Origin of the sequence: Rhodococcus spelaei, from assembly GCF_006704125.1 — a bacterium.
In the GTDB taxonomy this organism is placed as follows: domain Bacteria; phylum Actinomycetota; class Actinomycetes; order Mycobacteriales; family Mycobacteriaceae; genus Rhodococcus_G; species Rhodococcus_G spelaei.
In genome coordinates this window covers 273,225-297,421 of the sequence record NZ_VIGH01000002.1, presented here as the reverse complement: position 1 = coordinate 297,421, position 24,197 = coordinate 273,225, and the positions used below count along the sequence as shown (strand labels likewise).

27 protein-coding genes and 1 tRNA gene are annotated in these 24,197 nt (G+C 69.2%); 18 read left to right on the top strand and 10 right to left on the bottom strand.

The window, feature by feature from the left end; translation table 11 throughout:
- Positions 1-28 precede the first annotated feature (28 nt).
- Positions 29-955 (bottom strand): AEC family transporter, encoded by a 927-nt coding sequence (locus FK531_RS05200; protein WP_142095821.1) that lies wholly within the window; start codon positions 953-955, stop codon positions 29-31.
- A gap of 108 nt (positions 956-1,063) precedes the next feature.
- On the opposite strand from FK531_RS05200, the gene FK531_RS05195 reads away from it, so the two are divergent.
- The gene (locus tag FK531_RS05195) at positions 1,064-1,858 is read left to right on the top strand and encodes an RsiV family protein (RefSeq protein WP_142095819.1); all 795 of its coding nucleotides are present in this window, start codon (positions 1,064-1,066) and stop codon (positions 1,856-1,858) included.
- Positions 1,859-2,010: 152 nt separating this feature from the next.
- On the opposite strand, the gene rpsR is transcribed toward FK531_RS05195, so the two are convergent.
- Genes rpsR through rpmB form a run of 4 tightly spaced genes read right to left on the bottom strand, consistent with a single transcriptional unit; the run spans position 2,011 to position 2,996 of the window.
- Positions 2,011-2,268, bottom strand: a complete 258-nt coding sequence (gene rpsR / locus FK531_RS05190; protein WP_072842868.1) for a 30S ribosomal protein S18 — start codon at positions 2,266-2,268, stop codon at positions 2,011-2,013.
- A gap of 19 nt (positions 2,269-2,287) precedes the next feature.
- Positions 2,288-2,593, bottom strand: coding sequence for a 30S ribosomal protein S14 (rpsN, locus tag FK531_RS05185; RefSeq protein WP_142095817.1), 306 nt, complete (start codon positions 2,591-2,593; stop codon positions 2,288-2,290).
- Between the two features lie 2 nt (positions 2,594-2,595).
- A complete protein-coding gene (rpmG, locus tag FK531_RS05180; RefSeq protein ID WP_142095815.1) occupies positions 2,596-2,760 on the bottom strand; it encodes a 50S ribosomal protein L33 in 165 nt (54 codons plus the stop codon).
- Positions 2,760-2,996: a 50S ribosomal protein L28 gene (gene rpmB, locus FK531_RS05175; RefSeq protein WP_142096677.1), complete on the bottom strand. Its 237-nt coding sequence runs from the start codon at positions 2,994-2,996 to the stop codon at positions 2,760-2,762. Before rpmB ends, rpmG begins: the two co-directional genes overlap by 1 nt.
- 99 nt (positions 2,997-3,095) lie before the next feature.
- On the opposite strand from rpmB, the gene mrf reads away from it, so the two are divergent.
- The 11 genes from mrf to FK531_RS05120 all read left to right on the top strand — a co-directional run bounded on the left by mrf (position 3,096) and on the right by FK531_RS05120 (position 13,402).
- Entirely contained in the window at positions 3,096-4,343 is a 1,248-nt protein-coding gene (gene mrf / locus FK531_RS05170) for a ribosome hibernation factor-recruiting GTPase MRF (RefSeq protein ID WP_142095813.1), read from the top strand.
- A gap of 190 nt (positions 4,344-4,533) precedes the next feature.
- The gene (locus tag FK531_RS05165; protein WP_142095811.1) at positions 4,534-5,145 is read left to right on the top strand and encodes a trimeric intracellular cation channel family protein; all 612 of its coding nucleotides are present in this window, start codon (positions 4,534-4,536) and stop codon (positions 5,143-5,145) included.
- A gap of 79 nt (positions 5,146-5,224) precedes the next feature.
- Positions 5,225-5,911, top strand: coding sequence for a response regulator transcription factor (locus FK531_RS05160; protein ID WP_142096673.1), 687 nt, complete (start codon positions 5,225-5,227; stop codon positions 5,909-5,911).
- Positions 5,911-7,434 carry a HAMP domain-containing sensor histidine kinase gene (locus FK531_RS05155; protein ID WP_142095809.1) on the top strand — a complete coding sequence of 508 codons (1,524 nt, stop codon included), beginning with the start codon at positions 5,911-5,913 and terminating at the stop codon, positions 7,432-7,434. The genes FK531_RS05160 and FK531_RS05155 overlap by 1 nt, the downstream gene beginning before the upstream one ends.
- A gap of 111 nt (positions 7,435-7,545) precedes the next feature.
- Positions 7,546-9,042: a S1C family serine protease gene (locus tag FK531_RS05150; protein WP_181762828.1), complete on the top strand. Its 1,497-nt coding sequence runs from the start codon at positions 7,546-7,548 to the stop codon at positions 9,040-9,042.
- Between the two features lie 104 nt (positions 9,043-9,146).
- The gene (locus FK531_RS05145) at positions 9,147-9,644 is read left to right on the top strand and encodes a MogA/MoaB family molybdenum cofactor biosynthesis protein (protein ID WP_181762827.1); all 498 of its coding nucleotides are present in this window, start codon (positions 9,147-9,149) and stop codon (positions 9,642-9,644) included.
- Positions 9,641-9,835, top strand: coding sequence for a hypothetical protein (locus tag FK531_RS22605; RefSeq protein ID WP_142096664.1), 195 nt, complete (start codon positions 9,641-9,643; stop codon positions 9,833-9,835). Before FK531_RS05145 ends, FK531_RS22605 begins: the two co-directional genes overlap by 4 nt.
- Positions 9,836-10,250: 415 nt before the next feature.
- Complete coding sequence (locus FK531_RS05135) at positions 10,251-10,922, top strand: MspA family porin (protein ID WP_142095807.1); 672 nt, start codon at positions 10,251-10,253, stop codon at positions 10,920-10,922.
- Between the two features lie 99 nt (positions 10,923-11,021).
- Entirely contained in the window at positions 11,022-11,699 is a 678-nt protein-coding gene (locus FK531_RS05130; RefSeq protein ID WP_142095805.1) for an MspA family porin, read from the top strand.
- Positions 11,700-11,977: 278 nt separating this feature from the next.
- Positions 11,978-12,649, top strand: a complete 672-nt coding sequence (locus FK531_RS05125) for an MspA family porin (protein ID WP_142095803.1) — start codon at positions 11,978-11,980, stop codon at positions 12,647-12,649.
- Between the two features lie 75 nt (positions 12,650-12,724).
- Positions 12,725-13,402 carry an MspA family porin gene (locus FK531_RS05120; RefSeq protein ID WP_142095801.1) on the top strand — a complete coding sequence of 226 codons (678 nt, stop codon included), beginning with the start codon at positions 12,725-12,727 and terminating at the stop codon, positions 13,400-13,402.
- Positions 13,403-13,478: 76 nt separating this feature from the next.
- Here the strand turns inward: FK531_RS05120 and mscL are convergent, their stop codons facing one another.
- From mscL to FK531_RS05100, 4 genes are all read right to left on the bottom strand, one after another.
- Positions 13,479-13,868: a large conductance mechanosensitive channel protein MscL gene (gene mscL / locus FK531_RS05115; protein WP_142095799.1), complete on the bottom strand. Its 390-nt coding sequence runs from the start codon at positions 13,866-13,868 to the stop codon at positions 13,479-13,481.
- Between the two features lie 89 nt (positions 13,869-13,957).
- Complete coding sequence (locus tag FK531_RS05110) at positions 13,958-14,617, bottom strand: SAF domain-containing protein (RefSeq protein WP_142095797.1); 660 nt, start codon at positions 14,615-14,617, stop codon at positions 13,958-13,960.
- 87 nt (positions 14,618-14,704) lie between these two features.
- Positions 14,705-15,007, bottom strand: a complete 303-nt coding sequence (locus FK531_RS05105; protein ID WP_142095795.1) for an FmdB family zinc ribbon protein — start codon at positions 15,005-15,007, stop codon at positions 14,705-14,707.
- Between the two features lie 146 nt (positions 15,008-15,153).
- Positions 15,154-15,762, bottom strand: coding sequence for a 5-formyltetrahydrofolate cyclo-ligase (locus tag FK531_RS05100; protein WP_142095793.1), 609 nt, complete (start codon positions 15,760-15,762; stop codon positions 15,154-15,156).
- 52 nt (positions 15,763-15,814) lie between these two features.
- Here FK531_RS05100 and FK531_RS05095 point away from each other — a divergent pair, with 52 nt between their 5' ends.
- The 6 genes from FK531_RS05095 to FK531_RS05070 all read left to right on the top strand — a co-directional run bounded on the left by FK531_RS05095 (position 15,815) and on the right by FK531_RS05070 (position 20,588).
- The gene (locus tag FK531_RS05095; protein ID WP_142095791.1) at positions 15,815-16,735 is read left to right on the top strand and encodes a UTP--glucose-1-phosphate uridylyltransferase; all 921 of its coding nucleotides are present in this window, start codon (positions 15,815-15,817) and stop codon (positions 16,733-16,735) included.
- A gap of 23 nt (positions 16,736-16,758) precedes the next feature.
- The gene (gene glp / locus FK531_RS05090) at positions 16,759-18,018 is read left to right on the top strand and encodes a molybdotransferase-like divisome protein Glp (protein WP_142095789.1); all 1,260 of its coding nucleotides are present in this window, start codon (positions 16,759-16,761) and stop codon (positions 18,016-18,018) included.
- 4 nt (positions 18,019-18,022) lie between these two features.
- Complete coding sequence (locus FK531_RS05085) at positions 18,023-18,679, top strand: GNAT family N-acetyltransferase (protein ID WP_246097898.1); 657 nt, start codon at positions 18,023-18,025, stop codon at positions 18,677-18,679.
- 195 nt (positions 18,680-18,874) lie between these two features.
- Entirely contained in the window at positions 18,875-19,678 is an 804-nt protein-coding gene (sepX, locus tag FK531_RS05080) for a divisome protein SepX/GlpR (RefSeq protein ID WP_142096658.1), read from the top strand.
- A 28-nt stretch (positions 19,679-19,706) separates the two neighbouring features.
- A complete protein-coding gene (locus tag FK531_RS05075) occupies positions 19,707-20,432 on the top strand; it encodes a histidine phosphatase family protein (RefSeq protein WP_220126921.1) in 726 nt (241 codons plus the stop codon).
- An 80-nt stretch (positions 20,433-20,512) separates the two neighbouring features.
- A tRNA-Ala gene (locus FK531_RS05070) sits at positions 20,513-20,588 on the top strand.
- A gap of 106 nt (positions 20,589-20,694) precedes the next feature.
- Here the strand turns inward: FK531_RS05070 and FK531_RS05065 are convergent.
- Entirely contained in the window at positions 20,695-24,132 is a 3,438-nt protein-coding gene (locus FK531_RS05065) for a serine/threonine-protein kinase (RefSeq protein ID WP_142095785.1), read from the bottom strand.
- Between the last annotated feature and the right edge of the window lie 65 nt (positions 24,133-24,197).

Below are 24,197 nucleotides of genomic sequence, written 5' to 3'. Positions count from 1 at the left end.
ATCCCGCCGGCGGTCCGGGTGCGCGGTGTCAGGCCAGCGTCCACGCCGCGAGGCCGATCGCGGGGATCGACGCCAGCGTGGTGACGAGGGCGGTGTCGCGGGCCAGGACCATGCCGCGCTGGTAGCGGCTCGCGTAGACGAATACGTTCTGGGCGGTCGGCAGCGCCGACACCACGACCACCGCGAACAGTTCGTGTCCCTCGAGGCCGAGCAGGAAGCGGGCCATCAGGTATGCCAGCACCGGCTGGAGTCCGATCTTGAGCACCGAGGCGAGCGCGATCTCGCGGCGCGGGCTCACACCCCGCTGCAACACCCGGACCCCGTAGAGCGAGATGCCGAATGCCAGCAGCGCACCCGGCACCGAGGCCCCGCCGATGATGTGGAACGGCTGCGTCAACGCCTCCGGCGGCGTCCACCCGGACAGTGAGACCGCGAGGCCCGCGATCCCGGCGACCACGATGGGGTTCTTGAACGGAGTGGTGACGGTCTCGACCAGCGACGCGCCGCGACGGGTGGTCGCGAGGTCGAGAGCGGTCAGTGCGATCGGGGAGTAGACCACGATCTGGAACAGCAGCAACGGCGCCACGAACGACGCGTCGCCGAGCACGAACACGGAGATCGGGATCCCGAGGTTCGCCGAGTTGACGTAGCTGGCGGCGAGCGCGCCGATCGTCGATTCCGGCAGGGGCTTGCGTAGCCAGCCCATTGCGATCGCCAGGTAGATGCCGCCGACCACGAACGCCGTGGCGGCCGCGACCGCGAGCGTCGGGGAGAAGATGACCGCGAGGTCCGAATGGGCGAGGGTGTCGAAGAGCAGGGCGGGTGTGGCGACGAAGAACACCAGTCGGCTGAGCACGAATTCGCCGTGCTCGCCGAGGACCCGCGAGCGTCCCAGCGCGTAGCCGATCGCGATGACGACGAATATGACAGTGAAGCCCGCGAACACACCCGACACCCGCGAACCTCCTGGAGAACAACCCCCAGGAGTCTAGTCGGTAGCTGCGCGAATGACTTCACCGCGCGTCACCTTGCCGTTGCATCGCCTTGCCTCGAGGATTGCTCCATGGCGAACTCAGGCACGCTCACACGACGAGTTGTCCCGATCGCGGCCGCAGTGCTGCTCGGTGCCGCCGGCTGCTCCTCCGACACCGGTGGGACCGCAGCGCCGGTGCCGAGCGCCCAGTCTGTCTCGGCCGAGTCGACCGCCTCGGTGGGCGGGACCTCCGAGCCGTCCGCCGCTTCGACGGCGTACACCGCGACCACCACTCGCGTGACGGGCGACAACGGTCGGGTCCGCTACGACGTTGTGCTGCCGCAGGTCGCCGGTGGCGACCCTGCCGTCGCGGCGGAGTTCAACCAGTCCGTGCACGCGGCGTTGCAGGACCAGATCGACGGCTCGGCGGGGGAACGGTTCACCCTGGAAGGTCGCGACGAGTCGAAGGTCGCGCACATCGGCACCCGGGTTGTGGCCGGCTTGCTGGTCACCTCGTGGAATGCCGACCCACCCGGTGCGCACCCGACACCTCTGGTGGCGACGGTGGTGATCGACGCGGACAGCGCGCAGCCGATCACCCTCGGGGGACTGTTTCCCGACCTGCATGCGGGACTGCAGCGACTGTCGGAGGAGTCGGCCCGACTGCTGCCCGCCACCGCGGTCGGCGAGGGCTTCGAACGGTCCGGGATCGAACCGGCCGAGGCCAACTTCGCGAACTGGATTCCGACGCCGGCGGGCATGGAGATTCACTTCGCCGACTACCAGGTCGGTCCGCACGCCGCCGGGCTGGTCGTGGTGACGGTGCCGTGGGACCGACTCGACGACGTGATCGCCCCCGCCCTGCGCGCGGTGGTCCGCAGCTGACCGCCGAGCGTGCAGTTGCCGGAGCATCGGCCGAGAGCGGGCGCCGGTAGGTGCACACTCGGCGGCCGGACGGGCACTCCGCGACCGGCGGGGGATGCAGAAAGGCCGCGCAGTCTTCAGGACTGCGCGGCCTTTCTGGTGCGTGTGACTGGCTACCGGCTCGTGAACGGCAGCAGGGCCATCTCACGGGCGTTCTTCACCGCGACGGCGACCTGACGCTGCTGCTGCGGGGTCAGGCCGGTGACGCGACGGCTGCGGATCTTGCCGCGGTCGGAGATGAACGTGCGGAGCAGGTTCACGTCCTTGTAGTCGACGTGCTCGATCTTCGCCGCGAAGAGCGGGTTCTTCTTGGGCTTGCGGCCCGCGTCAGCGCCGCGGGGCTTCTTCGACGGGGCTCTCTTGACTGCCATTGCTTCCCTTACGGCTCGATTACCAGCTGGACTTGCGGACGCCTGGCAGTTCCCCACGATGGGCCATCTCGCGCATGCGCACACGGGACAGGCCGAACTTCCGTAGGTGACCTCGCGGACGTCCGTCCGCAGCGTCACGATTTCGCAATCGTACCGGACTCGCGTCGCGCGGCAGACGCTGCAGGGCGGCCAGGGCCGCAGCGCGGTCGTCGGCCGGGGTGGACGGCCGCCGAATCGTCTCCTTCAGTTCGGTGCGACGCTCGGCGTACCGGGTGACGACGGCCTTCCGTTGCTCGTTCTTCGCGATCATGGACTTCTTGGCCATGCCTACCGCTCTTCCCGGAAATCGACGTGCTTGCGTGCCGCCGGGTCGTACTTGCGCAGCACCAGTCGGTCCGGGTCGTTACGGCGGTTCTTGCGAGTGACATAGGTGAAGCCGGTGCCGGCGGTGGACTTCAGCTTGACGATCGGACGGGTCTCGTTCCGTGCCATTACAGCCGAACCCCCTGGGTGCGCAGCCGGGCGACGACGGCCTCGATGCCGTCGCGGTCGATGGTCTTGATGCCCTTGGCGGAGACGCTCAACGTGATCCGCCGTCGTTCGCTGGGTAGGTAGTAGGTCTTGCGCTGGATGTTCGGGTCCCAGCGCCGGCTGGTTCGGGTGTGCGAGTGAGAGACGGACCTGCCGAAACTCGGCGTGCGTCCGGTGACCTGGCAGTGCGCCGACATCGCGGCCTCCTTGCTAATGGAAATCATTTTCGACAATGGCCGGTTCTCACTGTAGCGTCACTTCCAGTTAATGACAATCGTTGTCGAAAGGGTGTTGCAGTGACGGACGGACGAACGCCGCTCGTGGTGGTCGCGGGCTGGTCGGATGTCGCCGAGACCACCGCACGGTCATTGCTTGCGGACGGGACAGTGCTGATTCATCACGACCTGAGCCGGCTCGGGGAGGGGGTGGTGCGCCGCACCGTGACCGACCCGGACGGACGTGCCCGGACCACCGTCCTCGAGCTCGCGCACGGCTGCGTGTCCTGCACGCTGCGCGAGGACCTGCTGCCGCTGCTGCGACGACTGCATGCGCGCAGCTCGGTGCGACGTATCGCGGTGCAGTTGGATCGGACGCTCGAACCGGAGTCGCTGTGCCGGGCGGTCGAGGAGGTGGTCGTCGAGGGTGTGGTCGGGCAACTCGACGGCCCCGCGTCGAGGGACGTGCGGATCGAGGCCGTCATCGCCTGCGTCGACGCCGACAGCTGGCTCGACGACGCCACCGGTGACCGGACCCTGCTCGAGCTCGGACTCGGCGTCGGCGACGACGAGCGCACCGTCGCCCAGGTCGTCGTCGGACAGGTCGGGTGCGCGGACGCGCTGGTCGTCGCCGGGGCGGGCGCGGACGGGTGGAACCAGGCCCGACTGCACGCGGTGCTGGCCCGGCTGGCCCCCACCGCGCCGATCGACTGGATCGGCGACGACCTCGCCCCGGACGCGCCGCGTCTGCTCGCCCGGATCCCCGCCGGCGCCAGGCGCGGCGCCGCCGCCGATGCGCACGCGCCGTTGCTCCGCGGGCAGCCGCCGCTGGCCACGGACTGCGGTGTGACCCTGGTCGAGTTCGCCGCCGAGCGTCCGTTCCATCCCGAGCGTCTGCACGAGGCGCTCGACGTCCTGCTCGACGGCGTCGTCACCGCGCGCGGCCGGCTGTGGCTGGCCACCCAACCGGACCGGGTGCTCTGGCTCGAATCGGCGGGCGGGGGACTGCGCGTCGGCGACGGCGGGCGATGGCTCGCCGCGATGACGCCCGACCAGCAGGAAGGGGAGCCGACCGCGCGGCGGGCGATGGCGGCCATGCGCTGGGACGAGCGGTTCGGGGATCGCGACGTGTCGCTGGTGGTGCTCGCGCACGCCGCCGACCCGACCGACATCGACCGCGCACTGCAGTGGGCGCTGGTCACCGACGAGGAACTCGACCGCCAGACCCACTGGCCGACGTGGTCGGACCCGTTCGGTCAGTGGCACCAAGATCCTTGCGAGGCAAGCGAATCGCCGTACAGCGACGTCAAGAGAGAGGGCACGGCATGAAGGAGAGCATCCATCCCGACCACCACCCAGTGGTCTTCCAGGACGGGAGTACGGGCACGCGGTTTCTCACCCGGCGCCCGGTGAGCGATCCGGAGCCGTCTTGACCGCGGACCCGGTGGTGGAGGACCGTCGGGAACTCCGGGCGCGGCGGTAGCGGTATTTCCGTCGTGCGCCGTGACACCCTGGACCGGTGCTGCTGAAGATTGTCGAGTTGATCGGTGTCGTGGCCTTCGCGGCGTCCGGTTCGCTGGTCGCGGTGAGCAAGCGACTCGACATCTTCGGGGTCTGCCTGATCGGGGTGTTCACGGCCATCGGCGGCGGCGTCCTGCGCGACGTCCTGCTCGGCATCACCCCACCGACCTCCCTGAACACCTGGAGGTTCTTCACCACCGCAGTGCTCACCTCGCTGGTGGTGTTCTTCCTGCATGCCGCGGTCCGACGGCTGCGCCGCGAGATCCTGGTGCTCGACGCCGTCGGGATGGGGCTGTTCGCGAGCAGCGGCGCGGCCATCGCGCTGGACGCGGGCGCCAGCGGTCAGGCGGCCTGCCTGATCGGCGCGACCACGGCGATCGGCGGCGGCGTCCTGCGCGACGTTCTTGTCAACGAGATCCCACTGCTGCTTCAGCGCGACCTGTACGCGATACCCGCGCTGATCGGGTCGACGGCCGTGGTGGCCTGTTCGGGCCTGGGACTGAACACCGACATCGCACTCGTCGTGGGGACGATCTCGGCGTCGGCGATCCGGCTGGTTGCCCTGTGGCGTCACTGGAGTCTGCCCGGACCGCGTCTGGTCGACGACTGATCCCGTCGGACACGATCTCCACCGACACGCCTCAGCGACCTCTCAGCCGGATCTCAGTTCACAGGTAGAAACTATGAGCATGCGCATATTGGTGGTCGACGACGACCGTGCCGTGCGGGAATCGCTCCGCCGCTCCCTCACCTTCAACGGTTACACCGTCGACCTCGCCGTCGACGGGCTCGACGCGCTCGAGAAGATCGCCGCGAACAGGCCCGATGCCCTCGTGCTCGACGTGATGATGCCCCGCCTCGACGGGCTCGAGGTGTGCCGCCGGCTGCGCAGCGCGGGTGACGACCTGCCGATCCTGGTGCTGACCGCGCGGGACTCGGTCTCCGAACGGGTCGCGGGTCTGGACGCGGGCGCCGACGACTACCTGCCGAAACCGTTCGCCCTCGAGGAGTTGCTCGCCCGACTGCGTGCGCTGCTGCGGCGGGCCGCCCCCGAGCCGGGCGCGGACTCGGAGACGATGTGCTTCGAAGACCTCACCCTCGATCCGGTCACCCGCGAGGTCACCCGGAAGGGGCGCTCGATCAGTCTGACCCGCACCGAGTTCTCCCTGCTGGAGATGCTGCTGGCGAACCCGCGCCGGGTGCTCAGCCGCAGCCGCATCCTCGAGGAGGTGTGGGGTTACGACTTCCCGACCTCCGGTAACGCGCTCGAGGTGTACGTCGGGTACCTGCGACGCAAGACCGAGGCCGATGGCGAGCCGAGGCTGATTCACACCGTCCGCGGTGTCGGCTACGTGCTGCGGGAGACGCCCCCGTGATGGTCGCACCCTTCGGACGCGGCGCGACGGCGCACAAGGTCGCCGCGTCGGACACACCCGCAGAGAACCCGGCACCCGGCACCACGTTCGGTGAGCCGACGCCGATGCCCGAGATGCGCCCGCCGATGCCGCTGACCCGGTCGGTGTCACTGCGCTGGCGGGTCACCCTTCTCGCCGCCTCGGTGGTGGCAATCGCGGTGGCGGTCATGGCGATCGCCGCCTACGCGGTGGTCTCGCGCGCGCTGTACAACGAGGTCGACTCGCAGTTGCGCAGCCGCTCGGCCACCCTGATCGACAACAACCTCGACGCCCTCGACTTCCGCTCCATCTCTCTGGCCACCTTCTACTCCAACGACATCAGCGTCGCGCTGATCTTCCCGGACCTGAAGGTGTACATGCCGCCGGGCTCGAACGCGCCCATCGGCGACGCCGAGATGTCCGTCGCCCGAGGCGAACACGATTCCGCGCTGCGCACCATCGAAGGACAGCGGGTGCTGACGCAGAAGACGAATGTCGGCAGCACCCTGGTGATCGCGCAACGACTGGCGCCGACCGGGGAAGTGCTCGACCGGCTCGCCTGGGTGCTGTTCGTCGTCGGCGGCTGTGGTGTCGGGCTGGCCGCGCTCGCCGGTATGGCGGTGGGCCGCACCGGTTTACGGCCCATCGCCCGGCTGACGGCGGCCGCCGAACGGGTGGCGCGCACCGACGACCTCACCCCGATCCCGGTGACCGGCAACGACGAACTCGCCCGACTGACGGTCTCGTTCAACACGATGCTGCGGGCGCTGGCCGAGTCGCGGGACCGGCAGAGCCGACTCGTCGCCGACGCCGGGCACGAGCTGCGGACGCCGCTGACCTCGTTGCGCACCAACATGGAACTCCTCATCGCGTCCGGACGACCCGGCGCTCCCCGCATTCCGGACGAGGACATGGCGGAACTGCGCGCGGACGTGATCGCCCAGATCGAGGAACTGTCCACGCTGGTCGGCGACCTGGTCGACCTGGCCCGCGAGGACGCGCCGGAGACGGTGCACGAGCGAATCGACGTCGCCGAGACGGTGGAGCGTTCGCTCGAGCGGGCCCGCCGGCGACGCAACGAGGTCGACTTCGAGGTCGAGACCGTGCCGTGGTTCGTCTACGGCGACGGTGCCGGGCTGGCGCGAGCCGTGCTCAACGTGCTCGACAACGCGGCGAAGTGGAGCCCGCCGGGTGCGCAGGTGCGGGTGCGGATGCGACAGTTGGACGCAGGCCACCTCGCGCTGACCGTCGACGACGCGGGACCGGGAATCCCGCCCGAGGACCGGCAACTGGTGTTCGAGCGGTTCCACCGTGCGACCGCCGCGCGGTCGATGCCCGGATCGGGGCTGGGGCTGGCGATCGTCCGGCAGGTGGTCGTCAAGCACGGCGGCACGGTCACCGCGGGGGAGTCCGTCCGCGGCGGGGCCCTGATCACGATCGTGCTTCCCGGCGAGGCCGATTTCGTCGCGGATGGTCGTGCTGACAACAGGATCTCGGCAAACTGATAGGTGGGTCTCAGGCCTCTCTCAGAACGCGCGTGCAGGCTTGGGGACAACGAGATCGAATTCGAAGCGTGCCCGCGCGGGTGCGCAGGGGAGAACGGACACCACACAGCCATGAGCGACGACCAGCAGAACCAGGGTCAGGATTCGCACTGGGCGCCCCAGCCCCCGAATGCCCAGCCCCCGAATGCCCAGCCCCCGAACACCCAGACCCCGGCCGGTCAGCCGCCGCACACCCCGTCGGCGCCGTCGGACGACCAGACCGCGGTGAACCCGGCGGCCCACAATCCGACCGAGCAGTACCCGACCGTCGCGCACCCGACCTCGGCGCACCCGCAGCAGGCCTACCAGCAGTCCGGCTACCAGCAGGCGCCGTACGGCGGCTACCAGCAGCCGCACGACCCGTACGGCGCGACCGCCCAGTACCCGACCGCAGGCGGCCAGACCACCGCGGGCATGGCCGCTCCGGTGTCGGTCGGTCCGAGCACCGCCGGCAAGCCGAAGTCGGGACGCACCGCGATCGCCGCGGGCGCCATCGCGCTCGCGCTGGTCAGCGGCGGCATCGGCGGCGCCGTCGGCGCCTGGTCCGCGAACAACGGGAGCGGTTCCGGCCAGGTGACCAACGCGCTCAACTCCCCGCGGGCCAACGCCACCCAGACCGCGAACGCCCCGGCCGGTTCGGTGCAGTCGGTCGCGCAGAAGGTGCTGCCCAGCGTGGTGCAGATCCAGGTCACCGGCAGCAACGCCGAGGGTGAGGGCTCCGGCATCATCCTGTCTTCCGACGGTCTGATCCTGACCAACAACCACGTGGCAGCGGGCGCCGGCCCGAACGGGAAGTTGGCGGTCGCGTTCGCCGACGGCTCCACCGCCACCGCGAAACTGGTAGGCACCGATCCGACCTCGGACATCGCCGTCATCAAGGTGGACGGCCGCAACGACCTGACCCCGATCGAGCTGGGTACCTCCGGCGACCTGCAGGTCGGGCAGCCGGTGGTGGCGATCGGATCGCCACTCGGTCTCGCGGGCACCGTCACCAGCGGCATCATCTCGTCCCTCAACCGCCCGGTCTCCACGAGCGGCGAGTCCGGCAACCAGAACACCGTCATCGACGCGATCCAGACGGACGCGGCGATCAACCCCGGCAACTCGGGTGGCGCGCTGGTGAACATGGACGGCAAGCTGATCGGCATCAACACCGCGATCGCCACCCTGGGCGGCGAGGCGGCCAGCGGACAGCAGGGCGGCTCGATCGGACTCGGCTTCGCGATCCCCGTCGACCAGGCCCGCCGCATCGCGGACGAGTTGACCAAGACCGGCAAGGCCAGCCAGGCGATCGTCGGGGTGTCGGTGTCCTCTCGGGACACCTCACACGGAGCGGGCGTCCAGGACGTCACGCAGGGCGGCCCCGCCGACCAGGCCGGCATCCCGAAGGGTGTGGTGATCACCCGGGTCGACGACCGGATGATCGACAGCGGTGACGCGCTGATCGCGGCCATCCGCTCGCACGCCCCGGGCGACAAGGTCAAGGTCACCTACACCGATGCCAACGGCGGGAACCCGAAGACCGTCGAGGTAACTCTCGCGGCGGCGCCCACCACGGGCGGGCGTTGATGGTCACACCGAACGGCCGCGCCTCCGGGCGCGGCCGTTCGGCCGTGTCCCGGATTTACGGCCGGGTCGGTTCCACCGGCCGGTCAGCCACTACCGTAGGAGTCATGGACATCGAAACCCCGCTGGCCGGCCGCGCTCTCGTGGTGATCGTCGACGATCGAACCGCTCACGGCGAGGGGGTGGACTCGATCGGACCCCTGGTCACCGAGCTGCTCGGTGAGGCGGGGTTCCTCGTCGACGCCACCGTCGCGGTGGCGGCCGACGAGGTCGAGATCCGCAATGCCCTCAACACCGCGGTGATCGGCGGCGTCGACCTGGTGATCTCCGTCGGTGGCACCGGTGTCTCCCCGCGCGATGTCACACCCGACGCGACCGCAGCCGTGCTGGACCGGGAGATCCCCGGAATCAGTGAGGCGCTGCGCTCGTCCGGGCTCGCGGCGGGCGCGCTCGACGCCGGGCTCTCACGCGGACTCGTCGGCGTGTCCGGAAGTACCCTGGTGGTGAACCTGGCCTCGTCCCGTGCCGCCGTGCGCGACGGGATGGCCACGCTCACGCCGCTCGCCGGCCAGGTGATCGGCGAGCTCTCCTGGATAGAGGAATAGACATCACCGACCACGCCGAGCAGGCACGCCCCAGCCGGGACCCGATCGATCGGGCCCGGCTGGCGCGCATTTTCGGTGACGTCCTCCCCGACACCACGCGCGACGAGCGCGGCGACGGCGACTCGCCTGGATCCTCCGAGTCCGGCGGCGACGAGTGGCTGCGACGTCAGGTTCCCCCGCACCACGGCTAGGACATGCCCTGGCAAAAGATTGACGGAAATGAAACGTCCGGTGAACAGCTTCCTGACGCCGTCACATGATTCGCCGTCGACCGTGTCCGGTCGGCGGCGAATTGTTTCCTTAACACTGTGTGACGACTCACGCCCCTTCGCGAAAACTATTCATTGCCAGCGTGGTCCGCCCTGGTTAGCCTCCTCGGCGAGTCAGCTCCTCGAATGGTCCAGGCGGGCCGTCGATGGGTACGTCCCCTCGGGCGAAGACGGCTTACCGATGGCACCTCATCAGTAATGCGCGTACCAACAATTGATCATCTCGGGTTCACCTCGCGGTCATCGGCGTTGGTAATACTTCGCCGGGCCTTATGGGACCACTCGTCAATCTCGGCGGTCGAGGTTGAGAAGTAGCAGAACGTGATGAGGGGAACGAATGAGCGAGAACCGCAAGTCCGGCCTGCGCCGTGGCGCCCGTATCGCCGGTGTGGGCGCGGCTGCGGCCGTTGCGATCGGCCTGATGTCGACGGGTGTGGCGAGCGCCGACACCTTCGTGCCCTTGCCGGACGGGTCGAAGTCGGCGGCGGGGGTGGTGGTCACCCGTACCGGTGAGAGTGCGTTGATCTCGCCGTCGCTGGCGGCCAACGGTGCCGGGCGTACGGCCTGGGTGTCGGGCACGGTCACTGCGGACGTGTCTTCGATCACGAAGGACGGCGAGGCCGGTCCGTACAACGGGGCGAAGAACGAGCAGGGCACGAACAACTCGTCCACGCACGGGATTTCGCGGATCAGCACCGGTTACATCGTGGGTTGCCAGGTGGACATCACCGGCCTGGGTGGGTCGATCGGTGGCGGTATCGACCTGAACGGTCCGTCGCTCTCCGGTTCGCTGACGGTTCCGGTGTCCGCGGGGCAGGTCAAGTTCGTGAACATCACGGGCAAGGACATCAAGAAGAACGGCAAGTACTCGGTGCAGTTCCAGGACACCCAGCTCGAGATCCAGAACTGCGGCGGCTACGCCCAGGCCCGGTCCTACACCGTGGTGGAGATCGTCGGCGACAACTACTCCAAGACCACCCTGTACGGCCAGCCCTTCAGCATCGGCTGACGCGCCTTCGGCGCCCGTGCGCGGCGTTCACCCCGATGGGGGTGAACGGCGCGCACAGTTCCACACCACTGTGAAATCTTAACCCTCAGAGGGGAATTCATGAACGCCAGTAAGACCGGCCTGCGTCGCGGGCTGCAGATCGCCTCCGTCGGTGCGGCCGCCGCCGTCGCCGTCGGCCTCTTCTCGGTTGGTGCCGCCAACGCGGACACCCTCGTGCCGTTGCCGGACGGGTCGATCACCGAGACCCTCACCGACGGCACGGTCGTCAAGATCACCCGTACGGGTGAGTCCGCGAACGTCTCGCCGTCGCTGGGTGCGACGCCGTTGCATCGCAACGTGTGGGTGTCGGGTTCGACGAAGGTCGAGTTGATCGGTCCGAATGCCGACGGCGGCAAGATCGAGCCGGGCTACGTGGTGGGTTGCCAGTTGACCCTCGGCGGCAAGGCGGGCGCCGACTCGGGTATCGGGTCGAACTACGCGGGTGACAAGACGACGCAGTCGGGCAAGGGCTCGGGCACCGTGTCGATCGGACCGGGCCAGGCCGTGAACTACAAGCTCCTCGACCTCGAGGCTCCCGACGCGTTCGGTAGCGAGTCGCATTCGGGTGCCAACGCCTTCAAGGGCAAGGGTGGTTCGGTCACGTGGGCCGACGAGACCATTGCAGTCAACGGTTGCGCGGGTTACGCGCAGGCCCGTAGCTACGTGAAGGTGACTGCGAACACGAAGAACGTCAACAGCATCGTCACGTTGTGGGGTCAGCCGTTCAGTATCGGCTGAAGCCCGCTCGTGTGAGCTGAATCACTCACCGGCGGACCGGATTACGGGTCAGCGCGTGATTCCACTCACTGTTCGACACTCCCGCGAAGCCGGGGACCACACGGAGGAATCCACAGGTCCCCGGCTTCGTGTGTTTCGTTCGGTTCCCGCACAGTTAACGATGCGTAAAAGTGAGGTTTGCACCCTTTCGGACGCCCGTCCAAGGCTTTAGCTTTGCGAGGCAACCAAGCTCAGCTCCCGACCGCCGGGCGCTGGGCCGACACCTGTGAGGGGTACGAATGAGTGAGATCCGCAAGTCCGGCGTGCGACGCGGCGCCCGAATCGGTGGCGTCGGCGCCGTTGCCGCCGTGGCGATCGGCCTGATGTCCACCGGCGTGGCGAGTGCCGACACCTTCGTCCCGCTGCCCGACGGGCACAAGGCCGGACCGGGTGCGACGGTCACCCGCACCGGCGAGAGTGCGCTGATCTCTCCCTCGTTGGCAGCCAACGGCGCCGGTCGTGTCGCGTGGGTGTCGGGCACCGTCACCGCGGACGTCACGGGCGTCTCGGAGGACGGTGAGGCGGGCCCGTGGAACGGCGCGACCAACGACAAGGGCACGAACAACTCGTCCACACACGGGGTTTCGCGGATCAGCACCGGTTACATCGTGGGTTGCCAGGTGGACATCACCGGCCTCGGCGGGTCGCTCGGCGCCGGCATGGACCTGTCGGGTCCCTCCCTGTCGGGATCGCTGACCGTGCCAGTCTCTGCGGGGCAGGTGAAGTTCGTGAACGTGGCGGGCAAGGACATCAAGAAGAACGGCGCCTTCTCGGTGCAGTACCAGGACACGCAGCTCGAGATCCAGAACTGCGGCGGGTACGCCCAGGCGCGGTCCTACACGGTGGTCGAGATCGTCGGCAACGACTACTCCAAGACCACCCTGTACGGCCAGCCCTTCAGCATCGGCTGATCGAGTCTCGTTCTTCTCATTCCTTGTTCATTCCATCTCACCGGATGTGAGATGACTTCCCTCAGAGGGGTTTTCATGCGTACTTCCAACAAGGGCCTGCGTCGCGGGCTGCAGGTGACATCGGTCGGATCGGTCGCCGCCGTCGCGATCGGGTTCTTCTCCGCGGGTGCCGCGAACGCGGACACCTTCGTGCCGCTGCCGGACGGGTCGATCTCGAAGACGCTGGTCGACGGCACTGTCGTGACGGTGACCCGCACCGGTGAGTCCGCGACGGTGTCGCCGTCGATGGGTGCGACGCCGCTGCACCGCAACGTGTGGGTGTCGGGGTCGGCGAAGGTGGAGATTTCGGGTCCGAACGCCGAGGGCGGCAAGATCGAACCCGGCTACATCGTGGCGTGTCAGCTGACCCTCGGCGGCGAGGCGGGCGCCGAGTCCGGCATGGGCGCCGGCTGGGACGGCACTCCGTCCGAGCCGAGCGCCGGTGGTACCGGCAACGTTTCCATCGGCCCCGGCGAGGCGCAGGCGTTCAGCCTCCTCGACCTCGAGGCCCCGGACGACTTCGGTGGCGAGTCGCACTCCGGCGAGAATTCCTTCACCGGCAACTCCGGGTCGGTGACGTGGGCGGATTCGACCATGGGGGTCGAGGGGTGCGCCGGCTACGCGCAGGCCCGTTCCTACGTCAAGGTGAAGGTCAACACCGAGAACGTGTCGAGCACTGTGACCCTGTGGGGTCAGCCGTTCAGCATCGGCTGATCTCCGAGTACTTCGAAACAGTCTGGGCCCGTACCAATTTCGGTACGGGCCCAGATTGTGCTCGGCGGGTGAGTGGCTACTGCCTGCGCATGGCGGGGCTCTCGGCCAGCAGGTCGCGGATCTCGCTGAGGAGTTCGTTGTCGGTGGACGCCTCCGCGACGGGCTTGCCGAACCGTGCCTTGGCGTGGTTGTACGGCAGGATGAGCACGAAGTAGACGACCGCGGCGATGATCACGAAGTTGATGGCCGCGGTGAGGACTGCGCCGACGTTCACGAAGGTCTCCGGATTGTCGGTGATCTGGAAGCCGAATCCCATCTCGGCGCTGCCGACGGAGGCGATGAGCGGATTGACGATGTTGTTGGTGAAGGCGGTGACGATGGCGGTGAAGGCCGCGCCGACCACGACCGCTACCGCGAGATCGAGCACGTTGCCTTTGAGCAGAAAGTCCTTGAAGCCCTTGAGCATGGTGTCTCCGTTTCGATCGGCCGGTTGGTGAGCTTGGACAACGATGCTAGGAACCCTAACCGCCCGCGGGCAAGCGCACATCCGGTCGATCAGCGGAAGGTGACGGCCAACGCGCCGGACAGCGACGCCGCGGCCACCGTTGTCGCAGCTGCGGAGGGCAGTGCGAGCATGACCACCCGTTCCCGCGTGGTGCGGCCGGATTCCTTCGCCGTCACCAGGACCACGGTGGCGCCCGACGCCACGATGCGAGGCTCGGTGGACCGGTCGGCGCCGACGGTGAGCACGTCGACCCGGTCGCCGACACGGAGCACGTCGGTGACCTCGGGATCGGCCAACCGGATCGGGACCACCCGGGCATCGGGCCCGCCGACGGCGGCCTCCGCGAGGCGAGGCCCGAGGAGGCGTACGTCCGTCAGAGCTTCCCCACGCCGGGCCGGGCCCGCCACGGTGTGCCCGACCGCCTCCTCGGGCACGCGCAGGGCGCCCGCGGGCACGGCGCCGGCACCGGTCGGCGTCACCTTCAGGTCTGCGAGGGTCAGGACCTCGCCGGGTGTCAGATCGCGGGCTGCGGTCACCACCGAGACTTCGTCGGCGTCCCGGTCGCCGCGGATCAGCAGGACGAGTGCGGCCAGCGCGAGGGCCGCCGCCCCGATCCGGCGGGCGAGAGTGGTGCGCGCCCACCCCGGTCTGGTCAGTCGCGCGAGGCGGTCGCCGAGGGTGCGGGCGAGGGTGTCGCGACGGCGTGGCATGAACACACGCTAGATCCGCCCGAGGCGGGAAACAGTCGCGCCGGACCCGTCCTGTGGACGAATCCGGCGGCTGTGGACAACTCGAAACTAGCTGGTGGAGGCGCTTGCGGCGGGCGCGGGTGCGCTCGCGGTCGAGCTCGACGACGAAGAATCGCTCTTGGCGGGCGCCGACTCCGTCTTGGTGCCTGCCGCCTCGCTTGCGGTGCTACCGCCGCCGCGGCTGTCGGTGCGGTAGAAGCCGCTGCCCTTGAACACGATGCCCACCGAGTTGAAGAGCTTGCGGAGCTTGCCCGAGCACTCGGGGCAGACCGTCAGGGTGTCGTCACTGAAGGACTGCACGATGTCGAACCGGTTGCTGCATTCGGTACAGGCATAGGAGTAGGTGGGCACTGCAGGTTCCTCCGCACGGGGTACTCAGGCCTGGGTAGTGATACCGCAGGCATTGGCACTTTACAGTCAGGAGTGCCAACGCCGCTAATCAGCTGTCCATTCCCTCGGGTCGACACTGCCCTCGTCGGGGCCGGTGGTGCGGACGATCAGCGCAGCAACTGCACGCCTCGAGCGGGTGTCAGCGCCTCGCCCATCCGGATGTCGTGCGGGTCCTCGGGCAGCTGGTCCACCAGCTCGTCGTCGCGGACCACCGCGATCAGGCGGGCGCCGGGGTCGGCCAGGGCGAGGCTGCGGTCGTAGAAGCCGGCCCCGCGGCCGAGCCGCACCCCACGGCGGTCCACCGCCAACGCCGGCACCAACACCAGTGCCGCCTCGGCGACCGCCTCCGGGGGCAGGTGCGGTCGGGCGGGCTCGAGTAGTCCGAACGAGGCCCGGACCAGCGCGTCGCGTCCGCGGTACGGCGCCCACTGCAACGGTCCGGGTGCGCCCGCGACGGGCAACAGCACCCGTCCCACCACCAGGCTGAGCGATTCGACCATCTCGATCGACCCGGGCTCGCGGCCCACCGGCACATAGGCGCAGACCGTCGCCGACGCCCCGGCCGTCGTCCCCAGGTCATGGGCTGCCGCGGCGACCGCCCGGTCCTCGGCGGCGCGGACGTCGGGATCGAGCGTCCGGCGCGCCGCCAGGACGCGTTCGCGCCACTGCGATTTCGTCAGTGCCGGCGCCGACGGTGTCCGCCCAGGTGAATCCATACAGGTAACCCTACGAACTCGTGGGCGACCAACCGGTAGATAGGGTGTGCTCATGACAGAGTCCGGCACCAATGAAACACGGCACTTCCGCACGGCGGTCGTGCCCGCGGCGGGACTGGGTACCCGGTTCCTGCCCGCGACGAAGACGGTGCCGAAGGAGTTGTTGCCCGTTGTCGACACCCCGGGCATCGAGCTGGTTGCGGGTGAGGCTGCGGATTCGGGTGCTTCGCGGCTGGTGATCGTCACCTCGGAGGGCAAGGACGGGGTGGTCGCGCACTTCGTCGAAGACCTGGTGCTCGAGAGCAAGCTCAAGGAGAGCGGGAAGTCGCATCTGCTCGAGAAGGTCCGCAAGGCGCAGGGTCTGCTGGCGGTGCAGTCGGTGGTGCAGGACGAGCCGCTGGGGCTGGGGCATGCGGTCGGGTGTGTGGAATCGGTGCTCGACGACGACGAGGACGCGATCGCGGTGTTGTTGCCGGACGATCTGGTGATGCCGCGTGGGGTGTTGGACACGATGGCGCGGGTGCGGGCCAAGCGTGGTGGCAGCGTGCTGTGTGCGATCGACGTGCCGAAGGATCAGGTCAGTGCGTACGGGGTGTTCGAGGTCGAGGAGGTCCCGGACGCGACCAACCCGGACGTGCTGAAGGTCACGGGGATGGTGGAGAAGCCGAAGCCGGAGGATGCGCCGTCGACGTTCGCGGCGGCGGGCCGGTACCTGTTGGATCGGGCGATCTTCGATGCGTTGCGTCGGATCACGCCGGGGCAGGGTGGCGAGTTGCAGTTGACGGATGCGATTGCGTTGTTGATCGCGGAGGGGCATCCGGTGCATGTGGTGGTGCATCGTGGTGGGAGACACGACCTCGGAAATCCCGGCGGGTACCTGCGTGCTGCGGTTGACTTTGCGCTCGACAGCGAAGAGTACGGCCCGTCGTTGCGCGAATGGCTCGTGCAGAGATTGCAGCAGACGGGTCGGTAGTGGGGTCGGGAGGCAATGACTACATGCGCTCGGTTGAGGAGCAGCAGACCAGGGTGACCGCTGCCGCGGTCGCGCCCCGGCCGGTGCGCGTCGCCATCTCCGAGGCACAGGGCTTGCTGTGCGCGGAGGAAGTGGTCACCGAGCGTCCCCTCCCCGGATTCGACCAGGCCGCCATCGACGGCTATGCGGTGCGCAGCGTGGACGTGGCGGGTGCGGGTGCTGACATGTTCGGCGATGACGGCGAACCGATCGAGATCACGCTGCCCGTGGTCGGTGAGGTGACGGCCGGGTCCCGCCAGCCGACCCGGCTGCAGCCCCGTCAGGCCGTGCGGGTGGACACCGGGGCGCCGCTCCCCACCCTCGCCGACGCCGTTCTTCCGCTCGACCGCACCGACGGTGGCCAGAACCGAGTGCGGGTGCTCGCCCCGGTCCGCTCGGGCGACTACGTCCGCCGGATCGGCGACGACGTGCAGCCCGGTGACGTCGCGGTGCGCGCGGGCACCATCATCGGTGCAGCCCAGGTGGGCCTGCTCGCCGCGGTCGGGCGGGACAAAGTCCTCGTGCACCCGCGGCCCCGACTCTCGGTGATCACCGTCGGCGGCGAACTCGTCGACGTCGATCGCACGCCGGGGCCGGGCCAGGTGTACGACGTGAACTCCTACGCGCTCGCCGCGGCGGCACGCGACGCCGGCGCCGACGTGAACCGAGTGGGGATCGCGGGCGCCGACTCCCGTCGGCTGCGCGAGGTGGTCGAGGGACAGCTGATCCGGTCGGAGATCGTGATCATCGCGGGCGCCGTCGGAGGTGGGGCCTCCGACCAGGTCCGCGAGGCGCTGCGTGAGCTCGGCGACCTCGAGGTCGAGCGTGTGGCGATGCACCCCGGGTCGGTGCAGGGCTTCGGCCAGCTCGGCCGCGACGAGGTGCCGACGTTCCTGTTGCCGTCGAACCCGGTGAGCGCGTTGGTCGTGTTCGAGGTGATGGTCCGGCCGCTGATTCGCATCGCGCTCGGTCGGCGGCAGCCGATGCGTCGTATCGTGACCGCGCGGACGGTCGCGCCGATCACCTCGATCGAGAAGCGCAAGGGATTCCTGCGGGGGCAGTTGATGCGGGACGAGTCGACGGGCGAGTACCTGGTGCAGGCGCTCGGCGGCGCGCCGGGAGCGTCCTCCCATCTGCTCGCCACCCTGGCCGAGGCGAACTGCCTGGTGCTGATCGATCCCGACGTCACCGAGATCCGGACCGGGGATCAGGTCGACGTGGCCTTCCTCGCTCAGCGAGGCTGAGGCGGTGGCGACGGCGCTGGGTCGATACTCCGTCCACCCGGGGTGGCCGGCCGAGCTCGGACCACTCGTGGTCGGTGCCGGGCGGGTGACGCTGCGACCGATCCGGCTGCGCGATGCCGCCGCGTGGAGCCGCATCCGGATCCGGGACCAGGAACACCTGCGACCGTGGGAGCCCACCGGCGAGGGCCCGTGGGAGGCCCGTCACCACATCGGCAACTGGCCCGGCCTGTGCTCGTCCCTGCGGTCGGAGGCGCGCAAGGGGCGGATGTTGCCGATGGTGATCGAGCTGGACGGCAAGTTCTGTGGACAGCTGACGATCGGCAACATCGTTCGAGGGGCGCTGCGCTCGGCCTGGATCGGCTACTGGGTGACCAAGGAGGTCGGCGGCCAGGGCGTTGCGACCGCAGCGCTGGCGCTCGGCCTCGACCACGGCTTCTCGGCGGTCGGCCTGCACCGCATCGAGGCGACGGTCCGGCCGGAGAACGTGGCGAGCCAGGCGGTGTTGCGCAACGTCGGCTTCCGCGAGGAGGGGTTGCTGCGGCGTTACCTCGACGTCGACGGCGCCTGGCGCGACCACCTGCTGGTGGCGATCACGGTCGAGGAGGTCGAGGCCACGGTCGTCGACAGGTTGGTGCGTTCGGGTAAGGCCACCTGGGGCTGAGCCTCGCTGGTTATCTTTTGGCTACCCGGTGTGCGGGGGTGGGTCGGTAGTGACTAATGTGGCATGTGGGAAAGATGAGTCGGCGCGTCTGCGGGGAACAGGGCGTCGGGACAACTAGCCTGGGCATGCCACTTCGGTCAGGCGTGCTGGTAGCAGCCGTGCAGACAGACGACGGGGAGGGAGGTCGCTGACATGATGAACTCCTCCTTGCTGTGGATTGCGCTGGTGGTGGTGTGGCTGATCGTGCTGCTGCCCATGCAGGCCAAGCGTCGTCCCAGAATTCGCCAGACCACCGACGTCGCGCTGGCGACGCGGGTGCTCGACAGGGATCAACTCGCCCGGCAGCACAAGCGTGGTCCGGCGACCGGGCACCGTAGCGATCCGAACTGGCGCAGCGATCCCAATCGCCCGATGGACGCGGAGGACTGGATGGAATCCCACGCAGGAGCCGACGCGGCGTTCGACGATCGGGAGTACGACGAATCCGACGACTACAGCCACGACGACTACGGCCACGACGACCGCGACGAGGCCGGGCGGTACGTGCCGCAGCGCCGCGGGCGCGGCGGCTTCGACCCGGAGGCCGACGCCATCGCGCAGGCCGCCCGGTACTCCTTCCGTCAGCGCGCAGTCCTCGGGTTGGTGCTGGTCTCGATCATGTCCGCGGCGCTGGCAGTCGTCATCTCGCCGGCGATGTGGTGGGCGTGCGTCGCCGGGGTCGTGGCACTGGTCGGGTACATGGCCTACCTGCGCCGCCAGGTGCAGATCGAGCAGGAGATCCGGCGCAGGCGGATGGCCAGGCTCAGCCGGTCCCGGCTCGGCGTCGAGTCCCGCGAGGACGAGGAGCTCCGGCTCATCCCGTCGCGGCTGCGCAGGCCCGGTGCCGTGGTCCTCGAGGTCGACGACGGCGATCCGAGCTTCGACCACCTCGACTACTACGACGAGCAGGCCGGTGAGGACCTTCCCCCCCAGGAGGTTCGGCGGGTGGTCGGGCAATAGCCCGCGAATGCCGAGCGCAGTAGCCCCATTGCCCCAGCGCAGTGGGTTGTCGGCTCCGGCGCACGCGCCCGAGCGCATCGTGCTGCTTCGGCACGGGGAGTCCGAGGCGAACATCGACCCCGCGATCTACGAGCGCCTGCCCGACTACCGCATCCCGCTCACCGCGCGCGGTGTCGAGCAGGCGCGGGCCGCGGGGCAGCGGTTGCGGGCGGAGTTCGACGGTCGGAAGGTCTGCGTGTACGTCTCGCCGTACCTGCGGGCGTACCAGACCCTCGACGCGTTGGGGATCGACGACCTGATCGATCGCCGGATCGAGGAGCCCCGCCTGCGCGAGCAGGACTGGGCGAACTTTCAGGATCCGCACGACATCGCCCGGCAGCGTGAACTGCGAAACAGCTACGGCCACTTCTTCTATCGATTCGCCGAGGGGGAGTCGGGCGCGGACGTCTTCGACCGCGTGAGCACCTTCCTCGAGACGCTCTACCGGCACTTCGCCAAGCCCGACTACCCACCGAACACCCTCGTGGTCACGCACGGCCTGACGATGCGGCTGTTCTGCATGCGCTGGTTCCACTGGTCGGTGGAGTACTTCGAGTCGCTGAACAACCCCGGCAACGCGGAGAGTCGGACGCTGGTGCGCGAGCCGGACGGTCGCTTCGCGCTCGAGCGCTCGTTCGAGCAGTGGCGTGCGACCCCGCTCGGGTGCACCATCCTCGACGCCGCAACCCCCGGCGGTGCGTCGGGGAGGGGCTGAATACCCGGCTGACCGGCCGATTTTTTACTGCACGCTCCGTCCTGCTACAGTTGCCGAGCGTTCCTTCGGGGGCGTGGTCAGGGGCTGTGGCGCAGTTGGTAGCGCGCTTCGTTCGCATCGAAGAGGTCAGGGGTTCGATTCCCCTCAGCTCCACCAGATCGGCAGGAAGAGGCGTCATCCGCGAGACGGATGGCGCCTTTTCTGCATCTCGCGCCGCTCCAGGCGGCGGGGATCGTCGACATCCTGCGATTGTTTCTGCAGTTCAACCGGATTCGTTCGGCTCCGCGGCGGCCGCGAGAACCTTCTCGAGAAAGCCGAGGGGGACGTTCGGCCGTTCCGGCGGCCACCGACCGGAGCGCCGGTCCTCGGCCAGCGCAGTGACGGCCGTGACGATGGGCGGACCCTCGTCCAGCATGAAGCGGACCAGCCCGAGTTCCGCGCAGGTCGCGGCGACCGGCGCCAGCGTGGCGCACGCCTCGTCCCGGTGTCCGGCCGCAGCCAAGGAGGCGGCGAGCAGTCGCTGCGCCTCGAGCAGTGCGCGGGGCCTGCCGTGGCCGTCGAGTCGCGCAACGAGTGCCCGGGACCTGACGCACGCGTCCTCCGCCGCGCCGGGGAAGTCCTCGGCGATGAGTGCCCGGATGCCCGCGATCTCCTCGATCTCCGCGGTGTAGGCGGCCAGTCCGACGACCTCGGGTGTGGCGGAATCGGCGAGGCCCGCCGACGGGCTGTCCGACTCGGGGCTGTTGACTCGCCCCCACAGGTCGCGGGCCGAGGAGGTCAGGGTGTCGCGGAGGGCACGGATCTTGGGTCCCGCCCCGAGCGAGGTGAGCCGGAAGTCGATGCCGGTCGGCCCCGTGGGCAGTTCGATGCTCTCGTCGAGGAGTCGCTCGGCCTCGGCGATGTCGCCTCGCTGGTAGAGCAGGTTGCCGAGCAGTGACCCGGTGAGTCGTGTGATGTGCGAGCCGCCGCCGAGTCTGGCCCCGTGGGCCAGTGCGGTCCGGAAGTCCTGCTCGGCGGCGGCGACGTCGAGTTCCTCGTTGGCCGCGATCCCCGAGAAGCAGTAGCCGTACGTCGCGCTGAAGGGATTGTCGGTCTGCTCGTGGTATCGGTGGGCCCACTCCTGAAGTCGGCGTACCTCGGCGAAGTCGTACCGATGGAGGGCCGACAGCGACGCGACGTTCGCGGCCGCGGACATCACCCAGGGACGCAGCGTGTCGGCGCGCTCCCGGCAGGCGGCGGTGAGCTCGCGGACTCCGTCGAGGCGGCCGGCGGAGACGGCCAGGACGCCCTTGACCACGGCGGCCTCGGTGCGAAGGTCCCCGATCTCGACCGCGGTCAGACCGCCGTCCTCGAGCGTCGCGTCGACGAGGTCGAGCGCGGTCTCGGCCGGTGCGACGCGCTGCAGCAGCGCGTTGGACCAGGCGACCGCCAGCTGCAATCGGGGCCGGGTCGCCGCGACCGCGGGCGGCAGCTTGCCGACCAGGCCGAGCAGGGTGGCCAGCCGCGAGCGTTCGACCAGGTCGCTGCCGTGCGCCTCGACCAGGTCCACGGCGAGGCCGGGGTCGCCGGCGCGCAACGCGTGATCGACTGCCTCGCTGAGGTGTTCGTGTCGGGCCAGCCAGCGCGCGGCGGTCCGGTGCAGCTCGGGCACCCGCTCGGGATGGTCGCGGTCGAGCCGTCGGCGCAGGTATTGGGAGAACAGGTGGTGGTAGCGGAACCAGTCGTTGTCGTTCTCGATCCGGCGTAGGAACAGATCGCGCCGTTCGACCTCCTCGAGCATCGCCAGACCCCGCTGACTGCCGGTGAGCGCGGAGGCGAGTTCGCCGCACGTCCTGGCGGTCATCGACGTCGCGAGCATGAACTCGAGAGTGTCGGAATCGATTGTGTCGAGGACATTTTCGGCGAGATACTCGGCGATGGCATGGTGCCGGCCGGAGATGCTGTCGATCAGTTCGGCCGGGTCGTCGCGTTCGCGCAGGGACAACGCGGCGAGCTGCAGCGCCGCAACCCAGCCGTCGGTGGACTGGTTGAGCCCGGCGACATCGGCATCCGACAGTCGCAGGCCGCCGAGTTCGACGAGCATTTGCTGCGACTCCGCGACGTCGAAACGAAGTGCGGCGGAGTCGATCTCGACCAGCTCGTCGCGGACCCGCATCCGACTCATCGGCAGCCCGGTCACGTTACGGCTGGTGACGAGGACTTGCAGATGATGGCAGCCGTTCTCGAGCAGGAAGTCCAGCGCGTCGATCGTCGCGGTGCCGGAGACCCGATGCCAGTCGTCGATGACCAGGGCGATGCGTTCGCCGCGATCATGGATCTCGTTGACCAGGGAGGTCAACACATAGCGTTCGGCTTCGTCGGCGTGCTCCTCGAGTGTCAGCTGCAGCTGTTCGGCGAGGCTGGGCGCCGCGCGGCGGATCGCCTCGACGAGGTGCGCGAGGAACCACACCGCGTTGTCGTCGTCGTTGTCGACCGTGAGCCAGGCGACCGCGACCCCGTCGGCGGTGAGCGCGTCGCGCCACTGGGCGGCCAGCGTGCTCTTGCCGAACCCGGCGGGCGCGTGCACCACGGTCAGCCGGCGGCGCTGGTCGATGCGCATCGCCTCGACCAGTTGTCGCCGCTCGACCAGGGCCCGCGTCGGTGTCGGCGGCCGGAACCTGGTCTCGGGTGTCGGCGGAGTGGTTGTCGCAGAGGCCCCGCGGCCGGGTGTGCGGGCCGAGCGCCGCGCGGTGGCGGCGCGCGAGGGGAGCGGGGCGGGGAACGCCGCGGTGACGTCGGCGTCGGTGCCCTCGGGTGCGACGTCGTCGGGCAGCGCCATCTCGTCGATCCGGAGCCCGTGCCTGCGTTGCACCTCGCGCAGAGCGTCGCCCAAGGCCGCCGCCGATGGCGGGCGATCGGCCGGATCCTCCGACATCGCCCCCTCGATCACCGTGCACAGGTCGGCGGGGAGGCCGTCGGGGCGAAGGTCGGGGAGGGGCTGGGTGGTGATCCGCAGGAACTGGGCCACCACCTGCTCGCCGCTGCGCCTCTCGTAGGCTGCGTGCCCGGTGACCAGGCAGAAGAGCGTCGACCCGAGGCTGTAGACGTCGGAGGCGGCGGTCGGTGGTCGGCCGAGCAACACCTCCGGGGCAGTGAACGCCGGGGAACCGGTGACCGCGCCGGCGCTGGTCTCGAATCCGCCTGCGACACGGGCGATTCCGAAATCGGTGAGTTGTGGCTCACCGAATCCGGTCAGCAGGATGTTCGCGGGTTTGACGTCCCGGTGCAGGGTGCCGACGCGGTGCGCGGTCTCGAGCGCCCCAGCCACCTTCACCGCGACAGCGACCGCCTCCGCCCAGTCCATCGGTCCCTGGGCACGGACCAGGGCGTCAAGCGAATTGTGCCGGTGGTACGGCATCACGATGTAGGGCCGGCCGGACCCGGTGACGCCGGACTGCAAGATGTCCACGATGTGCGGATGTCCCGAGAGCCTGCCCATGGCGCGTTGCTCGCGCTGGATGCGCTCGAGATTGTCTTCGTCGAGGTCGGCGGTGAGCACCTTCACTGCCACGGTCCGGTCGAGGGCACGTTGCAGGCAGCGGTACACGATGCCGAAACCGCCCCGACCGACCTCCTCGGGTTTCTCGAAACCCGCGGCGCTCAGTTCCGCGGTGATCCCGGCGCCGTCCCGCGGTGACGCGAATGAGTCGACATCGCCCATGGTGGGAGCCTCGATCGAAGAGTTGTCCGGCACCGAGGTTGCCGTGGACTCTTCGAGCATATCGC